Origin of the sequence: Pseudomonas sp. RGB (genome assembly GCF_007713445.1) — a bacterium.
Taxonomy (GTDB): Bacteria; Pseudomonadota; Gammaproteobacteria; order Pseudomonadales; family Pseudomonadaceae; genus Aquipseudomonas.
In genome coordinates, this window is the sequence record NZ_VMSH01000017.1 from 1 (window position 1) to 16,519 (window position 16,519).

The window sequence follows — 16,519 nt, forward strand, 5'->3', positions numbered from 1 at the left end:
AGCCCAACGCGGGGCAAGCCCGCTCGCCACAACAAGCCCGCTCGCCACAACAAGCCCGCTCGCCACAACAAGCCCGCTCGCCACAACAAGCCCACTATTCCTGCGGGTCGTCGATCATTTTGCGCAGCAGAAACAACACCGCCACCCGTTCCGCCGGGTTGAGGTTGCTCAGGGTCAGTTCGCTGATCTGCGCGGCGCGCGGCGCGGTTTGCGCGACCAGGTCGGCGCCTGCGGCAGACAGGTCCACCATCACCTTGCGCTTGTCTTGCGGGTCCGGCTCCAGCGTGATCAGTTCCTTGGCCTTGAGCCGCTCGACAATGCCGCGAATGGTCGCCTGGTCAACGGCCGTGGCCTTGACCAGTTCGGTGAGGGAACTTGCACCCTGATCGCGCAGTGCACACAGGGTGACGAACTGCACGGCGGTGAGCTGGGAGTCGCCGACATTCTGCTGAAAGATCGCCAGGTGGCGCTGGTAGGCCTTGCGCAGCAGGTGGCCAACTTGTTCAGAGAAAACGTAGGAATCAGGCACGGCGGGCTCGGTGGGTGATTGGCGATGGGGACGCATGATGGCTGGCTTACCGGATCGACTCAAGTTTCTCATTGAGGAAACACGGTTAGAACTGTGGGAGCGGGCCCGCTCCCACATTGGGATCTTCAGCGGGCCAGAGAGGCTGCCGGGGCGACTACGTCACCGGCGATAACCACCGCCTCGTCATCCAGGTACACATCGCAATGACGCAGCGGAATGTCCATGTGGCACGGCGTCTTGCGCGTGCCGCCCACTTCGGTATTCGGCCCGGTGGAGAACAGGAAGTTGCCATAGAACGCCCGCGCGTCCATGCACATGCCGTCGTTCTTGTCATGCAACCCCATGGCGGTCCACTGCGCTTTTGGCTGCAAGCCCCAGCCAATGTGGGAGATGCCGTACACCTCCGGATCGTTGAAGTACTTCATGTAATCACGCAGGTACTCGGCCTCGAAACCACCGTGGATCCTGGTGATAAAGCCCTTCTCGATCTCCAGCGTGATCTTCTCGCGGGTGTAGGTCTTGAATGGCAGGAGGATGTCGCCGACGTCCAGCACCAGCACGCCCTCGGCGGTTTCCTCGTTGGGCCAGGAGAACAGGAAGCCGCTGGGCCAGTGGTCCCAGCGCCCAGGCTCATCGGCAAAACCGTATTCGGTCACCGACGGGTACTGCCCCAAGGCGGCGCGAAAATCACTGCCGGCGCGGGATTTGACGTGAATCGAACGCGCCTTTTTCAGTAATTGCTCGGCCGCCAGCACACGCACCTTGTCTTCTTCGGTGGGCAGCATGCGCGCCAGCACTTCCGGCGGCTCCACGGCCAGCAGGATGCGCGTGCCGGTCTTGAGGATCTGCTCCTGTTCCGGCGAATGCAGCAGCATCATCGTGTCAACCACCAGGTCGGCGGCTTCCAGCGCACGCTGGGCGGCGATGTTGCCGGTGAGCGCGGTGTCGCCGCAGTAGGCGGTCATGTCATTGCCCATTGCCCGCGGGTGATTGAACGACGGCAGCTCCACCGCATACACCTTGGCCCCCAGGCGCTGCGCCGCCTCCATCGCCGCGCGCACGGTGCGTGCGTCGGAGTAATGGCTCTTGAGCACGGCAACGCTCTGGGTCGGGTCGACCTTCGACAGCTTCAGCACGTGTTCAAACATCTGGGTCAGTTCGCAATCGCTTACCGGCATTTTCCTGTCTCCTGTGGGACTGCACCAAGTTCAAGCACTGCGCTTCACTCTAGTGCATTTTTATAGCGTATACGCCAATTAATAACGATAAGACCTGAATTGCAAGCGGACTGCAAGCGGCGCGCCAAAACGTTACCTATCGAAACAAACCCAGTAATTATTGGGATTATCGCGTTACACAGGTTCAGCGAGGCCAAAAAATAAATTTTCAGAAGCGGGCTTCCCATTTTAAAAAATGAGCGTATACACTTTAAAAACCTTGCAGACAGACGCTGCCGACAATCACAAAGAAAGAGGATCACGCCCCATGGGAAGCACACAAAAAATCGCCATCGTCGGTGCCGGCCTGGGCGGCGCCGCCGCAGCTACCCTGTTGCAGCAGGCCGGTTTTGACGTGGACGTCTACGAGCAGGCGCCGGAGTTTTCCCGGTTGGGCGCGGGGATCCACATGGGGCCCAACATCATGAAAATCTTCCGCCGCATGGGCATCGAACAGCAGCTGGACCTGATGGGCTCGCACCCCGAGCACTGGTTCAGCCGTTGCGGCGAAACCGGCGACTACCTCTCGCGCATCCCGCTCACCGGCTACGGCGCCTCGTATGTCACCGTGCACCGCGGCGACCTGCATGCCCTGCAGATGTCCACTCTCAAGCCCGGCACCCTGCATTTCAACAAGCGCCTGGAAACCCTCGAAGAAACCGACACCCAGGTGCGCCTGACCTTCGCCGATGGTGAAGTGACCTATGCCGACATCGTGATCGGCGCCGACGGCATCAATTCGAAGATTCGTGAAGAACTGCTCGGCGCGGAAAAACCGCTGTACAGCGGCTGGGTCGCGCACCGCGCATTGATCCGTGGCGACCAGTTGGCCAAGTACGACCTTACGTTCGAAGACTGCATCAAGTGGTGGACCGAAGACCGCCACATGATGGTGTATTACACCACCGGCAAACGCGATGAGTACTACTACGTCACTGGCGTACCGCATGCCGAATGGGACTTTCAGGGCGCATTCGTGGACAGCAGCCGCGAAGAGATGTTCGAGGCGTTCAAGGGCTACCACCCCACCGTGCAGGCCCTGATCGAGTCCACCGAAAGCGTGACCAAATGGCCGCTGCGCAATCGCAACCCGCTGCCACTGTGGAGCCGAGGTCGCCTGGTGTTGCTCGGTGACGCCTGCCACCCAATGAAGCCGCACATGGCCCAGGGCGCCGGCATGGCCATCGAAGACGCCGCCATGCTCACCCGTTGCCTGCAGGAAACCGGCATCAGCGATTACCGCACCGCGTTCCAGCTCTACGAAGCCAACCGCAAGGAGCGCGCCTCCCGCGTGCAGGCGGTGTCCAACGCCAACACGTGGTTGCGCACCCAGGAAGACCCGGATTGGGTGTACGGCTATGACCTGTACGCGCAGCCACTGAAATCGGGGGTGGCCGCGTGAGCACCTTTCTCTATGGCGGCAACGTCCAGGCCAACGGCATTCGCCAGCACTACCTGCGCTACGGCGGCAACGGCCCGGCGCTGATCCTGATTCCGGGTATCACCAGCCCGGCGATTACCTGGGGGTTTGTGGCCGAACGCCTCGGCGCGCACTTCGACACGTACGTGCTGGATGTACGCGGGCGCGGCTTGTCGTCCACCGGACCCGAGCTGGACTACAGCGCCGACACCTGCAGCGATGACATTGGCGCATTCGCCGATGCACTGAATCTGGACCGTTACCACCTGGTCGGCCACTCCATGGGCGCGCGCTTTGCCGTGCGCAGTGCGGTCAAGCATCCGCAGGGCGTAAACCGTGTGGTGCTGATCGACCCGCCAGTGTCCGGCCCCGGTCGTCGTGAATACCCGAGCAAATTGCCGTGGTACGTCGATTCGATCCGCCAATCCCTGGTTGGGATGGATGCACAGGCCATGCGCGCCTTCTGCGCCACCTGGACACCCGAGCAACTGCAACTGCGCGCCGAATGGCTGCACACCTGCTTTGAGCCCGCCATCGTGCGCGCCTTCAATGACTTTCACACGGTGGACTTCCATCAGGACCTGCCTCACCTCAAGGCCCCTGCCCTGTTGATGGTGGCCGGGCGCGGCGGCGTGATCCTCGATGAAGACATCGCCGAAATCCAGGACCTGCAACCGGCCATCCAGATCGTCCGCGTACCCAACGCCGGGCACATGATTCCGTGGGATGACCTCGAGGGCTTCTTCGACGCGCTCGGCGATTTCCTCACCCACTAAGAACGGAGACCACCATGCACAAGCCTTACCGCATCGGCCAGATCGTGCCGAGTTCCAACACCACTATGGAAACCGAGATCCCGGCGATGCTCAACGCGCGCCAGGCGATCCGCCCGGAGCGTTTTACCTTCCACTCCAGCCGCATGCGCATGAAGCAGGTGCGCAAGGAAGAACTGGCGGCAATGGACGGCGAGTCCGACCGCTGCGCCATCGAGCTGTCCGACGCCAAGGTGGATGTGCTGGGATACGCCTGTCTGGTGGCGATCATGGCCATGGGCTTGGGTTATCACCGCAAATCCGAGCAGCGCCTGCGCCAAGCCACTGCCGATAACGACGCCAATGCCCCGGTGATCACCAGCGCCGGCGCACTGATCGAAGGCCTCAACGTCATGGGCGCCAAACGCATCGCCATCGTCGCGCCGTACATGAAGCCGCTGACCGAACTGGTGGTGAATTACATCCGCGAAGAAGGCTTTGAGGTGGTGGACTGGCGGGCGCTGGAAATCCCCGACAACCTCCAAGTTGCGCGCCACGACCCGGCCAACCTGCCGGCCATCGTCGCGGGCATGAACCTGGAAGGCGTCGATGTGATCGTGCTCTCGGCCTGTGTGCAGATGCAGTCGTTGCCAGTGGTCGCCAAGGTTGAGGCACAAACCGGCAAGCCGGTGCTCACTGCCGCCATCGCCACTACTTACGCGATGCTCAAGGCGCTGGATTTGGAGCCTATCGTGCCCGGTGCCGGCGCCCTGCTCTCCGGCGCTTATTGACTCACCGCGAGCGGGCTTGCTGTGGCGAGCGGGCTTGTCGTGGCGAGCGGGCTTGCCCCGCGTTGGGGCGCGAAGCGGCCCCTCGTCCAGGCAATGGGTTCCGTCAGGCAAACCGCATGGCAGGTTTTGGGGCCGCTTCGCAGCCCAACGCGGGGCAAGCCCGCTCGCCACACATAGAGAATGAGGTGAAAAACAAATGAGCGAACAATCTGCCGACGCCAACTACCAAGGCGTCTGGGGCAACCGCATCGGCTTCGGCAAAAAGGCCGCGCTGCTGATGATCGACTTCATGCAGGGCTACACCACCGAAGGCGCGCCACTGTTCGCACCGGGCGTGGTCACGGCCGTGGCCGAAAGCGTCGAGCTGCTGGCCACTGCGCGCCAGCATGGGATTGCGGTGGTGCACACCAATATCCGCTACCATCGCGGCCATTTCGCCGATGGCGGCATCTGGGTCAAGAAAGCCCCGGTAATGAAAGACATGGTCGAGGGCAACCCACTGGCGGCGTTCTGCGCCGAGGTGCTGCCCCAGGACGATGAAGTGGTGATCACCAAGCAGTACGCCAGCGCGTTTTTCGGCAGCAGCCTGGCCCCGATGCTGCACGCTCAAGGCATTGACACCGTGGTACTCGCCGGCTGCTCCACCAGCGGCTGCATTCGCGCCACGGCGGTGGATGCGGTGCAACACGGGTTTCGCACCATCGTCGTGCGCGAATGCGTCGGCGACCGACACCCGGCGCCCCACGACGCCAACCTGTTCGACATCGACAGCAAGTATGGCGACGTGGTGAGCAAGCAGGAGGCGATGAGCAAGTTCAGGGAGCAATAACGATTGACCAGGAACCACGACAAAGAGCGTGGTCCGGAAAAAACTGAGGTAGCCGCTTGGAAGGCACTCATCTGTAGAAGCCGATCCCTGTGGGAGCCGGGCTTGCCCGCGATGCAGGCGCTGCGGTGTTTCAGTGACACCGCGTCGATGCCATCGCAGGCAAGCCAGCTCCCACACACCCGGCCCACAGATGGATGACCTCCAGCAGGGAAATCTCAGTCTTCTGACACTGCCTTTGGAAGTCGCTTTTACAGCACTCCGAAGTGCTGGAACAAAAGCGGCTGTATAAAAACCATAAGTCACCGCCAGGAGACACCCCAATGCCCATTGCGAATGCAGCGCCCGCGACCACCGTCGCCGACCCCGTCACCACGCTCTACCACAAGATCACCTGGAAGCTGATTCCGTTTCTGTGTTTCTGCTACCTGGCCGCTTACCTGGACCGCATCAACATCGGCTTCGCCAAACTGCAGATGCTCGACCAGCTGCACTTCAGCGAAACCGCGTTCGGCCTTGGCGCCGGCTTGTTTTTTGTCGGCTACATCATCTTTGAAGTGCCCAGCAACCTGGTGCTGGAACGGGTCGGCGCGAAGATCTGGATCGCGCGCATCATGATCACCTGGGGCCTGCTCTCGGCCTGCACCATGCTGGTCACCTCCACCACGCAGTTCTACATCCTGCGCTTTCTGCTCGGCGCCGCCGAAGCCGGGTTTTTGCCGGGTGTGTTGTATTACCTGACCACCTGGTTTCCGACGCATCGGCGCGGCCGCATCATCGCGCTGTTCATGATCGGCCTGCCGCTGTCCAGCGTGATCGGCGGCCCGTTGTCCGGCTGGATCATGGGCCACTTCGACAACCTGGGCGGCCTGCGCGGCTGGCAATGGCTGTTCCTGATCGAAGCGGTGCCCAGCGTTTTGCTCGGCGTGCTGACCTTCTGGGCGCTGCCCAATACTTTCCAGCAAGCCAAATGGCTGTCGGACGACGAAAAGGCCCTGCTCGAAAGTGAGCTGCGCAAGGACGAAGCCGACGCCACCGGCAGCAAGCACAGCTTCCGCGACGGCTTCTTCAACCTCAAAGTGTGGATGCTCGGCGGTATCGACTTCTCGATCCTGCTCAGCGCCTACGCCATGGGTTTCTGGATGCCGACGTTCATCCGCAACGCCGGGATTACCGACACCTTCCACATCGGCCTGCTGACCGCATTACCCAGCGTGGCGGCGTTGCTCGGCATGCTGCTGATCGGCGCCAGCTCCGACAAACACCGTGAACGTCGCTGGCACATCATCGTGCCGTTTTTCATCGGCGCGGCCGCCATGGCCACCAGCACATTCTTTACCCATAACGTGGTGGCCACGGTGGTGCTGTTCGCCATCGCCTCGGCCGCGATCATCGGCGCCGTGCCGGTGTTTTTCAGCCTGCCGGCAACTTTTCTCAAAGGCACCGCAGCAGCCACCGGCTTTGCCCTGGCCTGCTCGGTGGCGAACATCGCCGGCCTGGTAAGCAACTCGCTGATGGGCGTGGCCATCGACGTCACCGGCAGCAGCGCGGGCGCCTTGTGGTTTTTCGCCGGCTGCCTGATCCTCAGCAGCTTCCTGGTCATCGCCTTGCCGGCGAAACTGGTGAACCGTTAACAACAACAATTTCTGCGGATGAATCACCATGCAAGGCTTCTTTAAAAGCTGTGCACTGCTTGTCGCGGTCGGCCTGTGTGCCGGCACCGCGCAAGCGGCCGAAAAAGTCATCTTCGACACCGATTTCAACGTGCTCAACGATGACGGCCAGGCCTTTATCATGCTCGCCCAGCTGCATGCGCAAAAACGCATCGAGCTGCTGGGCATGACCCTGGTCAGCGGCAACGCCTGGGTCGACCAGGAACAGGTCGATGCCCTCAAGGCCGTGGAACGCATGGGCGTGGAAAAAGAGGTGGGCGTCTACTCCGGCGCCGCCTACCCGCTGCTGCATGACTACGCCACTTACGAGGCAGAGAAAGCGCTGTTTGGCGCCGGTTGGCCGGGCGCGTTCAAAAACCCGCGCCCTGCCTCGCCCTCGCAGTTGATCGCGCCACCGGATGGCCTGGCGACGCACACCCAACTGCGCAGCGAGACCGCCGCGCAGTTCATCGTGCAAAGCGTGCGCGCCAATCCCCATCAAGTGACGATCCTCGCCGTCGGTCCCTTGACCAATATCGCCCTGGCGATTCGCTCGGCGCCGGACATCGTGCCGCTGATCAAGCGAATCGTGTACATGGGCGGTGCGTTCCAGATTCCGGGCAACACCACACCGGCGGCGGAATTCAACTGGTGGTTCGACCCGGAGGCGGCAAAGATCGTCCTGCGCTCACCGATCGAGCACGTGATTTTCCCGAATGATGTTTGCGAGAAAGTCACCTTCGACAAGTCGGTGTACCAACGCGTGGTGGCACACAAAGGCGCGATTGCCGAGCTGTACAAGCACGAGTTCGGGCCGTTGTTCGACAAAGACCCCAGCTACCACAGCTTCACCTGGGACAGCTTGCCGGCGCTGTTCCTGGTCAGCCCGGACATCGTCACCGAATCCCGCGATTTGTGGGTGGATGTGGACGCAACGTTCGGCGCCGACTACGGCCGTGCGCTGGGCTACCAGAAAGGTGCACCGCTGGGCACGCAGAAAGCCAAGGTGGTATTTGGCGTCGATCAGCACAAATTCTGGGACGGCTACGTCGGCCTGGTGACGCTGCCGACTCCGGTCAAGCACTGATAAAGGGATCGCTCCCACCTTGCGTGGGAGCGCCCCTCACTCAACCCGCCAAGGCAAAGCCGCGCTGCAGATCCTCGATCAGCGCCGCCACATCTTCCAAGCCGATATGCAAGCGCACCACCAGGTTCAACGCCCGCTCCGTCGCGCTTTCACGGTCGCGTGTATCCGCCACGGTGACCAGGCTTTCATAGCCGCCCCACAAATCCCGACGCCGTATGAGGCAATCAGCGCTGGCCTATAAAAATAATGGCGCTAAAATCAGCGCCATTCTTGCGCCTGCCTCCCTGACACGAGCCTCTTATGAGCTTTGATTTCGACACGATCCACCCCCGCCTCGGCACCGGCAGCACCAAGTGGAACCGTTACCCGCAAGACGTCTTGCCGATGTGGATCGCCGACATGGATATCGCCGCGCCACCTGCCGTACTGCAAGCCCTGCACCAGCGTCTGGACCAGCACATCCTGGGCTACAGCGTGGCCGGGCCGGATGTGCGCGACGCCATCGTTGCCGACCTATGGGCCAAATACGCCTGGCGCGTACTGCCAGACGAACTGCTGTTTTTGCCCGGCGTCGAACCCGGCTTCAACATGGCGCTGCACGCGTTCGTGCAGCCGGGCCAGCCGGTGGTGCTGCAAACCCCGAACTATCGCCCGATTCGCCTGGCGCCAGCGAACTGGAACCTGCCGCGTATCGAAGTGCCGTTCGCGTTGAGCAACGGCGAATACCTCACGCCGCTGCCGGCCCTGCGCCAGGCGCTGACCGGCGCCGGCGCGCTGCTGTTGAGCAACCCGCACAACCCCATCGGCAAAGTCTTCCCGCGCGAAGAACTGCTGGCCGTGGCCAACGCCTGCCTGGAAAGCGGCGCGCTGATCATCAGCGATGAAATCCACGCCGAACTGTGCTTCGATGGCCGTCGCCATACACCTACCGCCAGCCTCAGCCCCGAGATCGCCCAGCGCACCATCACCCTGATGTCGGCGAGCAAGGCCTACAACGTCGCCGGTTTGAAGACCTGTTTTGCCGTGGTGCAAAACGCCCAGATGCGCGAGCGCTTCAATAACGCGCGTTGCGGCATGGTCGACAGCGTCAGCCCGCTTGGCCTGGAAGCTACCCGCGCAGCTTACAGCCAGTGCGGTGAATGGCTGGAGGCGCTGTTGAGCTACCTGCAGGCCAACCGTGACTACCTGCTCAACGCCGTGCAAACCCGTTTGCCCGGCGTGGTGATGCATGCCCCGCAAGGCACCTTCCTCGCGTGGCTGGATTGCAGCGCCCTGGGCCTGGACGATCCGCAGCAGTTCTTCCTGGAACAGGCCAAGGTCGGCCTGAGCGCCGGCATTGAGTTCGGCGATGACAGCCAGCAGTTTGTGCGCCTGAACTTCGGCTGCCCGCGTGCGATGCTCGAAGAGGGCTTGCAGCGTATGGAGCGCAGCCTGAAAAACCGCTAAGCGACTGGCCCCATCGCCGGGGCCAGCCCTCCTCGAATCTCGGACTGCTGACTTGCACAACCCAGCCGGATGAGCCCGTTAGCGCGGGTCGCCGGCGTTAATTCACAACGTTTCGCAACGAATGCCGAAACCCTGCTGTTACTGTTTTTGCCCATCCGTCCCACCGGCAACAGCAGGAGTTTCATGGCATGGCGACCCAGCCCCTTGATCGCTCGTCCGATCCCAAAACCCTTCCCCGCACGCCATCCAAGTCGGGCACCGCTTTTCATGTGCTGCTCAAAAACAGCGCCCACAAAAAAGTCGAGTCCCAGGACAAGACGCCAGCGGGGCTCGATGCCAGCCAGCAACAGGGCTATACACTGGCCACCAAGGACGCCACGCCACCGCCCGCCCTCGCCGACTACAAGGCCATCGGCCCGCCCGATGAAGTCGGCCCTGGGTTGATTCGTTATGAAACCCAGGACGGAAAGAAAGTCATCGTCAGCGAACAGGACAGCCCGGAGCTGTTCAAGCAAGTGAGTGCCGATTTCAAATCGCTCACGGGCGTGGTGGCCAGCCAGAACGCGGGTTACCAGAGCCTTGGCGCGGATGCAAAAGCGCCGGAAAAGCTCGCCGACTACAAATCCCTTGGGCCACCCGACGAGACCGGCCCGGGCGTGATCCGCTATGAAACCCAGGACGGCACCAAAGTCGTGGTCAGCCAGCGTGACAACCCCGAAGCCTTCCAGAAAGCCAAGGATGACTATGCGAGCTTCACCGGCCTCTCCAGCAGCGAAGACGCCGGCTACAAACGCGCCAGCGACAACGAAGTGTGGCCGCCCTACGCCGGTACCACGGTCGGCCCCGAGGATGAAGTCGGCCCGGGCCTGATCCGCTTTGAGAGCAACGGCCAGAAGATGGTCGTGGCGCGTGACGACAACCCCAAGCTGTTCGACTACCTGGCGGGCCTGCACGAGGTCTACACCGACCCTGGCAAAAAGGCCGTGGTGGAAGGCGAGCTGAATAACGGGGCAGCCCTGGCCGACGCCAACACGCCGGTGCCGGGCCTGAATGACTACAAGACGTTCAGCTGGAACAACGACCAGAAAGACAGCATCCTCACCTACGAACTGCATGACGGCACCAAGGTGGTGGTGTCTTCCGACGTCAGCCCCGAGCTGTTCAAGAGCGTCGCCACCGCCCACGTCACCTGGGACAAGATCCACACCAGCGAAAGCGAAGGCTATAAGTTGGCCGGGCCGAATGACTTCCTGAAAAACACCGACATCACGTTCGGTTCACCCGACGAACTGGGCGATGGCCTGATCCGCTACGAAACCAGCGAAGGCAAGGTCATCGTCTCCAAGGAACTCAGCCCGCAGCTCTACGATGACGTCAAGGCCAAGTGGGACGCCTCCAGTGCCGGAGCGGTCGATGACACGCGCACCCAGCACAACCTGCCCAAGGCCGGTGACCTCGACGTGCTGAACATGGACACCGGCGTCCATGCCGATGAGAAAGACGACAAGTCGCCAACCTTGAGCGTCAGCGAGCTGGCCACCACCCAGTTGATCGACACCTACCGCGCCGGCGTCAAGGATGGCTCGATTCCCAAAGACGACCCGCGTGCCAAGCTGGTGCGCGCGCTGGAAGCCCAGGCCGCCTACCAGAATGGCCACGGCATTACCGGCTACGAAGAAGCCAAGCGCCCGTTCAACACCACCTGGCGCGAGTTCGATGACAAGCAGACCGAGCTGACCTCGGCCGATATGCACGACATCATCGACGGCAAGGCAGTGCAGGAGCAGATCGGCGAGCTGTTCAAAGACCCGACCGTGCAGGCCGACTACAAGTCGAAAATGGACGACGCGATCAACAAGCTGCCAAACAAGGACGAGATCAAGCAAAAGCTCCTGGACCTGACGTCCAACCCGGATTACGTGCTGTACCTCAAGGACCTGCAAGACCAGGGCAAGACCTCTGAGGCGCAGAAAGACCTGAGCGACACCCTCACCTCGCTGTCGTTGTTCGACCCGGAAGCGGCCAGCAAGGCGGCGCAGAACATTCAGGCCGACGGCTTGACCACCGACCTCAACGCGATCCTTTCGGACCCGAGCAAGATCTCCGACGAGAACAAGGAACTGGCCACCAAGGACCTGTTCGGCCTGCTCAAAGGCGTATTGAAAGGCACCCTGCTCGACCTGCCACGGCGCACCCAGGAAACCCTGGAGAAATTTCTCAACGAAGGCCTGCAGGGCAAGGAAAAGTCCGCTGGCGTGACCAAGGCCCTGGAGGAGTTGGGCGAGGTCTACAAGAACAATGGTTCGATCAGCGAGGCCGACCTGAAAACCGCGTTGAGCAAACCCTATATCCCGGTCGCCGACCGCGGCATGCTCGGCGAGGTGTTTCATACCCTCAACAGCAAGGGCATCCTGGGTTCTCTCGGCGCCGGCGTGACCCTGTTTTCGGCGATTTACCAGTTGGTCGGCAAAGGCGGCAAGCTCGGTGAAACGCCTGCGCAGCGCATGTCCATCGCCAAGGACTTCTTGAGCTTTGCCGGCGGTTCCAGCCACTTCGTGCGCCTGGGCGACAAGATTGGCGAGACCCTGGGTAAAGGCGGCTTGGTGGATTTCCTTGGCCTGGACAAAACGCTGCCGGAAATCTGGGGCAAGACCGGCCTGCAGGAGCCGAACTTCGAGTTCCGCGTCAACGACCTGCCCTCCGATGTAAAAGCCAAGATCACCAGCGCACTCGATGCCGTGCCCGACAGCCAGTACGACGGCATTTCGAAGATGTTTGGCGAAGGCGATAAAGCCGTCACCGAGGCCACCGAAGGCCTGGCGACTCACCTGGATGACGGCCTCGCCGCTGCAGGCGCGGCCAAGCTCGGCGCGTCCAAGTCCGCGAAAATTGCCGGCTCGGTCATCAAGGTGCTCGGCCCGGCCACGGACATCGCCGGCGGGTTCGCCGATATCGTGTTGGGCGCACTGGCGATCAAAAGTGGCGTGGACAGCAAAGACCCGCTGGCCCAGGCGGCCGGCGGCCTGCAGGTGGCGGGCGGTGCGTTCGGTGCGTCGGCCGGGGTACTCGGCGCGGCGGCACTGTTTGGCGCAGGCACCGCGGCGGCCTTGACCGGGCCATTGTTCCTGGTGGGCGTGGTGCTGGCGGTGGTGGGCGGGATCATCGGTTACTTTGTCGACCACAACAAAAAGCAGAAAGCCACCGAGAAAGAAAACGACTGGTACCGCGATCTGGCCGGCGACGGCTTATTGCAGGACAACTGGGCCGACAAGGTCGAGTACGCCCACTACGAAATCCACCATTACCACAGCCGCGACACGCCGACCGATGACAGCATCTTTCGCTTCCAGCAATCGGAATGGGAGCACTTCGACCAGACGCCGCAAAAAGGCGGGTCGTCGAGCAATCGGCTGGATGGGGACTTGCACAAGCACTACGAAGACCCCAACACGCCACCCAAGAGCCTGCCCAGCGATGCGCCCCCGGACAAACCGCAACCGCATCAACCAGGCGGCGGCGGCCCGCGCATCAACTGAGGTTCACTGGGCTGGCCTCTATCCATGTGGGAATGGGCGTGCTTGAGAAGGCGGTGTATCAGTGACAGAAAAGCTGAATGCCCCACCGCATTCGCGAGCAAGCCCGCTCCCACATTGGCAGCTGAGTACATCAGGCAGAGAGTGTACTGGGTCAAATGTGGGAGCTGGCTTGCCTGCGAAGGGATCGACTGGGTAGGCCTGATGCACCGAGGTGCCCGCATCGCAGGCAAGCCAGCTCCCACAGAAAAGCAGATCTGCACGCGGTCTGACAGGCCCCGACAACCAAGATGGCTGCAGCAACGGATAGGTAATCGGTCTCCCGAGTGACCTACCCAAGCAATCCAGCCCCCACATTTGAGTACATCAGGGTAATGGGTGTACTCAAATGTGGGAGCTGGCTTGCCTGCGAAGAGATCAACTGGGTAGGCCTGATGCACCGAGGTGCCCGCATCGCCGGCAAGCAAGCTCCCACAAAAAAGCAGATCTGCACTTAATCCGCTTTTGCTTCAACAGTGGTTTACAGCTTGGCAATGGAAACTTCGGTCGACTTCACAAAGGCAATCACTTCGCTGCCCACTTTCAATTCCAGGTCGCGCACCGAGCGCGTGGTGATCACTGACGTCACGATGCCGGACGCGGTTTGCACGTCGATCTCGGACACCACTTCCCCCAGCAGAATCTCCTTGATGACGCCCTTGAACTGGTTGCGCACGTTGATCGCTTTAATGGTCATGTCGGCTTTCCTTTTGGCTGTTGGGTCAATCCGCACGAATGCGCAGGCCCTCAAAATGCGCCATCCAATCGAACATTAAAAGGAATATATAACTCTTTATTTATTCGATACGGATATATAAGAAGTGTTCGCCTGGCGACAGTTGGATCAACAAACTGCCCGCTGCCATCACAGCCACAGCGGCGTAAACCCGAGCAAATGCGCCGTAGAAGCAGATAGCACAGAGACTGCATATTCCGATAAAGCATGAAGGAACATACCATTCTGGAGCCCACGTTTGCCGGGCTGCGCTCGATCCCGAGCCTGGCGTGGATGTTCCTGGTGGCGGCCGAGTTGATCGCGGCCATCAAGGGTTAAAGCGTCAAACCAGCGTGCGGCTCAAGGTCACCCAATACCGCGTCCGCGCTCGCACCTCAAACCCCAACGTCTGGGACAGCAGCGTGAGGATGCGGTCGGTGTCGTCCAGCCGGAAGCTGCCGGTGACGCGTAGCATTTCCAGGCTCGGGTCCCAGCGCAACACGCCTGGGCGATAACGCGACAGTTCGCGCAGAAAATCCCCCAGCGGCTGGTTCTGTGCGGTCAACACGCCGTCGCGCCAGCCCAGTTGCAGCGCATCGAACGCTACCCAGGCGCCAAGCCCTTTGGCCTGCAACGGCGCCTGCTGCCCGCTGCTCAACGTCGCCACGTGCCCCCGCACGTCGCGCACCTGCACCACGCCCTTGAGCACCGAGACCAAACAACCGGACGCCAATTGCCGCACACACACCTCGGCCTGGCTGACGTGAACCTCGCCGTAGCGGGTGTTCACAGTCATCGAGGCCGCGCCCGGCACATTCACGGCGAGTTCACCGTCTACCAACGTGATGCGCCGCTGCTGGAGATCAACATCCACCGCCGTGGCCGTGTTGAGTTGCACGCTGCTGCCATCGGCCAACGGCAGGCGCCGGCGCTCGCCGGTGGCGGTGTGCACGTCGGCCCGCCATGCCTCGATGGGCAACTGCCGGCTGACCAGCCAGGCGGTCGGCACCAGCGCCGCCACACCCAGCGCACGCTTGAGCATGGCCCGCCGCGACGGTTGCGGGCGGTCGAGGCTGGCCATTGCCAATGCCGGCGGCACGTCGTTGAAACGCTGGCGCAGGGCCTGGGCTTTCTGCCAGGTCAGTTCGTGCTGGGGGTGGCTGTCACGCCACTGCTGCAACGCGGCGTGATCACGTTCGGTGGCCGCGCCGGATTCCAGCAAGGCCAGCCACTGCGCGGCGGCGCGCGCGACCTCGCGGCTCACAGCTCGGCCAGCAAACAATGTTCGTAAGCGTGCGCCATGTAGCGCTTCACGGTGCGCTCAGAAACGTCGAGCCGCTCGGCAATCTCGCGATAACCCAGGCCTTCAAGTTGGCTCCACAAAAATGCGCGGCGCACCAGCACGGGCAAGCCGTCGAGCAGCTCATCCAGCGCCTGCAGGGTTTCGAGCAGCAACCAGCGTTGCTCCGGCGACGGCACACAGGTGTGCGGAAGGCTTGCCAAGGCCGTCAAGTAAGCCTGCTCAAGGCTGCGCCGCTGATGAAAGTTGACCAGCAAACGCTTGCCGACCGTCACCAGGTACGCGCGCGGCTCCTGCATCTGCGCAATCGGCTGGGCACTGGCGAGCACGCGCAGGAACGTATCCTGGCTCAGGTCCGCCGCATCCCAGGCATTGCCCAGGCGCCGCCGCAGCCAGCTTTCGAGCCAGCTGCGGTGGTCGCGGTACAAACTCGACAAGGTGGGTTCGGCGGCGTGGGTCGGGACAACAGCATCATTCATGGCAAGCGACCTGCGCGGCGCGAGTGAGTCTCAAATGAGATTCATTCTATTTAATATCGTGCCGGTGCACCATGCCCTTTTCAACATTGCGTTTATACAGACGTTTCTGCGTCGAACACTTGCCCGCGCCCGATCACACTGGCAGGGGCTAACACGGCACCCGGCGCCAGCACCGCATTGGCGCCAATCCGGCACTGATCGCCGAGCAACGCGCCGAACTTGTCGCAACCGGTGCGCTGTAACTGGTCGTTAATGCGCACCAGCACCTCCTTGTCCACCCGCTCATTGCGGTAGTTGGCGACGATGCTGCCCGCCTCCAGGTTGATCCCGTGGCCAAGCACCGAATCACCGACAAAATTGAAATGCGCCAGCTTGCTGCCCTTGAATACCAATGAGGTTTTCAGTTCGGCGCCGGGCCCGATGATGCACTGCGCCTCCAGCCAGCAGCCACCACGCAGCAGCGAACCGCTGGCGATAAAACACTCGGCGCCGATGATCAATGGGCCTTTGAGCAAGGCGCCGGGTTCGACCGTCGCGGTACGGTGCACGGCGATTTCATCGTGAATGGCGTAATCATCAAGCGCCAGTTCGGTGAGCAATTGGCGCACGATGGCGGGCGCCTGGGCGACCAACACCCAGGGTGCCAGGTCGGCCCACGGCGCCAGCGGTGATTGGGCAAGGTTGGCGATGTAGTCGGTGAGTCTGATCAACGTCGAACCCTCGAGCATTCAGA

At 61.9% G+C, this 16,519-nt stretch carries 15 protein-coding genes; 8 read left to right on the forward strand and 7 right to left on the reverse strand.

All coding sequences use genetic code 11. From position 1 onward, the window contains the following. Positions 1-94: 94 nt before the first annotated feature. Positions 95-529 (reverse strand): MarR family winged helix-turn-helix transcriptional regulator, encoded by a 435-nt coding sequence (locus tag FPT15_RS25495; protein WP_145165608.1) that lies wholly within the window; start codon positions 527-529, stop codon positions 95-97. Between the two features lie 125 nt (positions 530-654). Continuing rightward, positions 655-1,707 carry a 2,5-dihydroxypyridine 5,6-dioxygenase gene (locus FPT15_RS25500; RefSeq protein ID WP_145165609.1) on the reverse strand — a complete coding sequence of 351 codons (1,053 nt, stop codon included), beginning with the start codon at positions 1,705-1,707 and terminating at the stop codon, positions 655-657. A gap of 307 nt (positions 1,708-2,014) precedes the next feature. Here FPT15_RS25500 and FPT15_RS25505 point away from each other — a divergent pair, with 307 nt between their 5' ends. The 6 genes from FPT15_RS25505 to FPT15_RS25530 all read left to right on the forward strand — a co-directional run bounded on the left by FPT15_RS25505 (position 2,015) and on the right by FPT15_RS25530 (position 8,274). Next, positions 2,015-3,148: an FAD-dependent monooxygenase gene (locus FPT15_RS25505; RefSeq protein WP_145165610.1), complete on the forward strand. Its 1,134-nt coding sequence runs from the start codon at positions 2,015-2,017 to the stop codon at positions 3,146-3,148. After that, a complete protein-coding gene (locus tag FPT15_RS25510; RefSeq protein ID WP_145165611.1) occupies positions 3,145-3,942 on the forward strand; it encodes an alpha/beta fold hydrolase in 798 nt (265 codons plus the stop codon). The genes FPT15_RS25505 and FPT15_RS25510 overlap by 4 nt, the downstream gene beginning before the upstream one ends. Before the next feature lie 14 nt (positions 3,943-3,956). Beyond that, the gene (locus FPT15_RS25515; protein WP_145165612.1) at positions 3,957-4,709 is read left to right on the forward strand and encodes an Asp/Glu racemase; all 753 of its coding nucleotides are present in this window, start codon (positions 3,957-3,959) and stop codon (positions 4,707-4,709) included. A gap of 196 nt (positions 4,710-4,905) precedes the next feature. Beyond that, positions 4,906-5,538: an N-carbamoylsarcosine amidohydrolase gene (locus FPT15_RS25520; RefSeq protein WP_145165613.1), complete on the forward strand. Its 633-nt coding sequence runs from the start codon at positions 4,906-4,908 to the stop codon at positions 5,536-5,538. 320 nt (positions 5,539-5,858) lie between these two features. After that, the gene (locus FPT15_RS25525; RefSeq protein ID WP_145165614.1) at positions 5,859-7,169 is read left to right on the forward strand and encodes an MFS transporter; all 1,311 of its coding nucleotides are present in this window, start codon (positions 5,859-5,861) and stop codon (positions 7,167-7,169) included. A 28-nt stretch (positions 7,170-7,197) separates the two neighbouring features. Beyond that, positions 7,198-8,274 (forward strand): nucleoside hydrolase, encoded by a 1,077-nt coding sequence (locus FPT15_RS25530; protein ID WP_145165615.1) that lies wholly within the window; start codon positions 7,198-7,200, stop codon positions 8,272-8,274. Positions 8,275-8,314: 40 nt separating this feature from the next. On the opposite strand, the gene FPT15_RS25535 is transcribed toward FPT15_RS25530, so the two are convergent. Beyond that, a complete protein-coding gene (locus tag FPT15_RS25535) occupies positions 8,315-8,476 on the reverse strand; it encodes a hypothetical protein (RefSeq protein WP_372241498.1) in 162 nt (53 codons plus the stop codon). Positions 8,477-8,574: 98 nt separating this feature from the next. On the opposite strand from FPT15_RS25535, the gene FPT15_RS25540 reads away from it, so the two are divergent. Both FPT15_RS25540 and FPT15_RS25545 read left to right on the forward strand, forming a co-directional pair. Further along, complete coding sequence (locus FPT15_RS25540) at positions 8,575-9,720, forward strand: MalY/PatB family protein (protein ID WP_145165616.1); 1,146 nt, start codon at positions 8,575-8,577, stop codon at positions 9,718-9,720. Between the two features lie 188 nt (positions 9,721-9,908). Beyond that, positions 9,909-13,256, forward strand: coding sequence for a hypothetical protein (locus FPT15_RS25545; RefSeq protein WP_145165617.1), 3,348 nt, complete (start codon positions 9,909-9,911; stop codon positions 13,254-13,256). A 517-nt stretch (positions 13,257-13,773) separates the two neighbouring features. Here the strand turns inward: FPT15_RS25545 and FPT15_RS25555 are convergent. The 4 genes from FPT15_RS25555 to FPT15_RS25570 all read right to left on the reverse strand — a co-directional run bounded on the left by FPT15_RS25555 (position 13,774) and on the right by FPT15_RS25570 (position 16,496). After that, positions 13,774-13,989 (reverse strand): molybdopterin-binding protein, encoded by a 216-nt coding sequence (locus FPT15_RS25555; protein ID WP_003173733.1) that lies wholly within the window; start codon positions 13,987-13,989, stop codon positions 13,774-13,776. A 361-nt stretch (positions 13,990-14,350) separates the two neighbouring features. Further along, on the reverse strand, positions 14,351-15,271 hold the full coding sequence (locus FPT15_RS25560) for a FecR domain-containing protein (RefSeq protein ID WP_145165619.1): 921 nt from the start codon (positions 15,269-15,271) through the stop codon (positions 14,351-14,353). Beyond that, on the reverse strand, positions 15,268-15,786 hold the full coding sequence (locus FPT15_RS25565; RefSeq protein ID WP_145165620.1) for a sigma-70 family RNA polymerase sigma factor: 519 nt from the start codon (positions 15,784-15,786) through the stop codon (positions 15,268-15,270). Before FPT15_RS25565 ends, FPT15_RS25560 begins: the two co-directional genes overlap by 4 nt. Before the next feature lie 92 nt (positions 15,787-15,878). After that, positions 15,879-16,496 (reverse strand): LpxA family transferase, encoded by a 618-nt coding sequence (locus FPT15_RS25570; RefSeq protein ID WP_145165685.1) that lies wholly within the window; start codon positions 16,494-16,496, stop codon positions 15,879-15,881. Positions 16,497-16,519: the final 23 nt, after the last annotated feature.

Excerpts from the sequence above, each read along its gene's own strand:
- FPT15_RS25505 (WP_145165610.1), top strand. The coding sequence starts at position 2,015 with ATGGGAAGCACACAAAAAATCGCCATCGTCGGTGCCGGCCTGGGCGGC.
- FPT15_RS25540 (WP_145165616.1), top strand. The coding sequence starts at position 8,575 with ATGAGCTTTGATTTCGACACGATCCACCCCCGCCTCGGCACCGGCAGC.
- FPT15_RS25545 (WP_145165617.1), top strand. The coding sequence starts at position 9,909 with ATGGCGACCCAGCCCCTTGATCGCTCGTCCGATCCCAAAACCCTTCCC.
- FPT15_RS25525 (WP_145165614.1), top strand. The coding sequence starts at position 5,859 with ATGCCCATTGCGAATGCAGCGCCCGCGACCACCGTCGCCGACCCCGTC.
- FPT15_RS25565 (WP_145165620.1), bottom strand. The coding sequence starts at position 15,786 with ATGAATGATGCTGTTGTCCCGACCCACGCCGCCGAACCCACCTTGTCG.
- FPT15_RS25555 (WP_003173733.1), bottom strand. The coding sequence starts at position 13,989 with ATGACCATTAAAGCGATCAACGTGCGCAACCAGTTCAAGGGCGTCATC.
- FPT15_RS25500 (WP_145165609.1), bottom strand. The coding sequence starts at position 1,707 with ATGCCGGTAAGCGATTGCGAACTGACCCAGATGTTTGAACACGTGCTG.
- FPT15_RS25530 (WP_145165615.1), top strand. The coding sequence starts at position 7,198 with ATGCAAGGCTTCTTTAAAAGCTGTGCACTGCTTGTCGCGGTCGGCCTG.
- FPT15_RS25515 (WP_145165612.1), top strand. The coding sequence starts at position 3,957 with ATGCACAAGCCTTACCGCATCGGCCAGATCGTGCCGAGTTCCAACACC.
- FPT15_RS25520 (WP_145165613.1), top strand. The coding sequence starts at position 4,906 with ATGAGCGAACAATCTGCCGACGCCAACTACCAAGGCGTCTGGGGCAAC.